General features: G+C 71.6%; 4 protein-coding genes. 1 reads left to right on the top strand and 3 read right to left on the bottom strand.

Annotation, left to right across the window (positions count from 1 at the left end; genetic code table 11):
• Positions 1–169: 169 nt before the first annotated feature.
• Positions 170–520 carry a hypothetical protein gene (locus tag H0E82_RS00705; RefSeq protein ID WP_180543059.1) on the bottom strand — a complete coding sequence of 117 codons (351 nt, stop codon included), beginning with the start codon at positions 518–520 and terminating at the stop codon, positions 170–172.
• 118 nt (positions 521–638) lie between these two features.
• On the opposite strand from H0E82_RS00705, the gene H0E82_RS00700 reads away from it, so the two are divergent.
• Positions 639–1226 carry a hypothetical protein gene (locus H0E82_RS00700; protein WP_180543058.1) on the top strand — a complete coding sequence of 196 codons (588 nt, stop codon included), beginning with the start codon at positions 639–641 and terminating at the stop codon, positions 1224–1226.
• A 67-nt stretch (positions 1227–1293) separates the two neighbouring features.
• Here the strand turns inward: H0E82_RS00700 and H0E82_RS00695 are convergent, their stop codons facing one another.
• Together H0E82_RS00695 and H0E82_RS00690 are read right to left on the bottom strand one after the other, a co-directional pair.
• Positions 1294–1833 (bottom strand): pyridoxamine 5'-phosphate oxidase family protein, encoded by a 540-nt coding sequence (locus tag H0E82_RS00695; protein ID WP_180543057.1) that lies wholly within the window; start codon positions 1831–1833, stop codon positions 1294–1296.
• A gap of 86 nt (positions 1834–1919) precedes the next feature.
• A partial coding sequence (locus H0E82_RS00690) for an extracellular catalytic domain type 1 short-chain-length polyhydroxyalkanoate depolymerase (protein ID WP_180543056.1) occupies positions 1920–2832 on the bottom strand: 913 nt, incomplete at its 5' end.

The raw sequence follows: 2832 nt of genomic DNA, 5'->3' as shown, positions 1-2832 counted from the left end.
CCGTGGAACCGCACTGTGTCTGAGCTGCAAGCGCGTATGCGCGCGCGTGGCGCATGGGTTCGAACCTGCGCGCCCTTACCGCATGCATCCTTTCGCGCCCGCCATCGCCTGTGACGGCATTTGACCTTGCTCCGCACGCGAGGCGGCTTTCTTCGTGTCTCCGGGCCAGTCAGCTCGCAGCCCGCACGAGCTGCGTGTCGTACCAGGCGGCATACGGCGAGTTCTTGACGAGGCGGCGGGTGTAGTCCGCGGCGCCGTCGTCCCACCATACGGGCCCGCGTTCGCCCAGGGCGCGTTTGGCTGCGTCCACCTCGCTCCGCGCTTTCGCGAGCGCGTCCGCGCCGTTCCCGGCTTTGGCAGCCTTGACCGCCCGTCGGGCCTCCATCAGCCGTCCCACCCACGTCGAGCGTTCCGCCTCGGACAGATGCGGATTGCTCGTGCGCCACAGACGGCCGCGGACGACGATGTAGCGTCCGTCCGGAGTCGTCGGCACATGGGCGGGCGCTCGCCGGTTCTGCATGCATCGAGTCTGCCGCGGGGCATGTCGTCGCTGCGGAAACGCGTAGTCGCGCTCACGTCGACCGAAGGCAGCGTCAATCACGCTGAACGCCCGACTACGACGTCTTCCGGACATCCTCATGCATTGCCGACGCCCGCACGCCTCGTCCTCCACGGCCCGCGCGCTCGCGCTTGCGGTGGCGTCCATATTGCTCGGCGCCTGCACGCCGTCGTCCGACGCCGACCGGCCTACGCCCGACGCGCCCGACCCCGGCCCCGCGCCTGCAACCGCAGGCAGGGCGCACCCGGGGGCAGCGACTGCCACGGCGCCGGGCGACGGGACGATCGGCGGTGACGGCTCCGACATCCGCCTCGATGCACTCGAACCCGATGACGTGGCGCAGGCCGATCTGCAGGGCGAGCTCGCCTGCACGTTCACGGTGGACGGCGCGCCGCTGCTGCTGGCGCTGGGTGTGGTCGGCGCCCGCGTGCCTGCGCAGGGCGTGGTGAAGGTGGCGGGTCACGTGGAGCGGATCAGCGCGCCCGGCGGCTTCGAAGGCATGACCGGGCACCCGGTGTTCACCGGCCGGGGCATGACGCTCCGGCTCGTGACCCGCGGCGCGCCACTCGACGGTGGGGAGTCGCCGGCGCGCGCGGCAACGATGACCTACCAGCGGGCCGACGGTGCGAGCCGACGCTTCGAGGGCCGCTGGGAATGCGGTCCGTAAGGCCTTCACCGCCCGGCGCGCGGACCGACCGCGACCACGTGGCCGCGGTCGCCGTCACGGCACGCGGTCAGGGCGCGACCGTGCCTTCGATCGAATCGTCCAGGGTCTTGCCCAGCGCAGCGCCGATGACCATTTTCGTGGCCGCGATGAACTCGCCGTGCTTGTTGTCCCAGTAGTAGCCGGATTCGGCCGCGACCCGGATCACCGTGATGCGCGGGTCGTCCTTGCCCTCGGTGAACCAGGTTTTCATGATCGGGTTCCAGAGTGCATCGATCTGCTCGCGGTCGCGACTGATCGAGGCGTGGCCGTCCAGCACCAGGAAGCCCGAGTGCTTGGCGGACTGCAGATACAGGCGGACGTTCGGGTCGGCTTCGATCTCCGCGTTCTTGTGGCTGTCGGATGCGCTGAGAAAATACAGAGCGCCCGACGCGTCCGCTTTCTTGATCGACATCGGGCGCGTGCCACCGGTCTCGCTGCCGGCCAGCGGCGCGGTGCAGAAGAAACAGGAGTCCGCGTCGTCGGACATCTCCTGGATCCGCTCCACCGCGGCGGCGGCCGCAAGATCCTGGCGGTTGTGTTCGGGCTGGTTGCGGTTGATCGAATCCATGCAGGTCTCCATTCGGTGGATGGCGGGGCTGTTCAGGGTGGGCGCGGGCCGGTGATCCGGGCGTGACCCGGTGCCGCGGCCCGGCCTCAGCGGGCGTGGCGCAGGCAGAAAGCGAGGATCAACGCCGAGGCGTCGGGTCCCTGCGCATCGGTGTGGCTGCCCGCGGGATCACCGCCGCTCCATGCATGGCCCGCGCCCTGGATGACCACGTGCTCGACCGGCGCGCGACCGTCCGCGCCCGCATAGACGATGTGGGTGACCTGCCGGCCGTTGAGCATGCGCGCGTCGGCGACGTCCTTGCGCAGCGCGCCGCCGCCGGCATGGGCGGCCAATGCGTCGTCGACGATCGCCTCGCCATTCCCGGCCTGCACGGTGCGGTCCGCGGTGCCGTGCAGCACGATGGTCGGCACCGACGGGCCCGCGTCCGGACGGGACCTCGGCGCGCCGCGCCCCTGCATCGCGGCGAAGGCGCCGGGCACGTCCTGCGCTGCCGCATACGGCAGACCGGAGTGCGCCCCGACGGCCGCGAACACCTCCGGGTAGGTCCGCCCCAGGATCACCGCCATCGCCGCGCCGGCGGACAGGCCGGCCACGTAGACCCGGCTGCGGTCGACGCCGCGGCGCGAGGCGATGTCCTCGACGACGGCGGCCAGCAGGGCGGGCTCGCCGCGTCCGCGCTGCTGGTCCTCGCGGCGGAACCAGTTCCAGCAGCGCGAGCCGTTGTCGCGGGCGGTCTGCTCGGGATAGGCGACCAGCACGCCGTGTGCGTCGGCCAGCGCGTTCATGCGGGTGCCGGTGGCGAAATCGTCGGGCGACTGGGTACAGCCGTGAAGCATGACCAGCAACGGCATCCCGGTCGCCGACGGCGTTTCGGACCCGGGCGGCTCGTACAGCACGTAGTTGCGGGTGCCGGCCGCGTGGCGGACGGTGTGCAGCGTCGACGTGCCCTGTCCGCGGGAGGCGGGCGTGGCGGCAGGCGCCGCACGGCTCGCGCCGCCT

The organism is Luteimonas deserti, assembly GCF_013425765.1.
GTDB classification, from domain to species: domain Bacteria; phylum Pseudomonadota; class Gammaproteobacteria; order Xanthomonadales; family Xanthomonadaceae; genus Luteimonas; species Luteimonas deserti.
The sequence above is the reverse complement of the archived record's forward strand: the minus strand, read 5'-3'. Positions and strand labels throughout refer to the sequence as shown.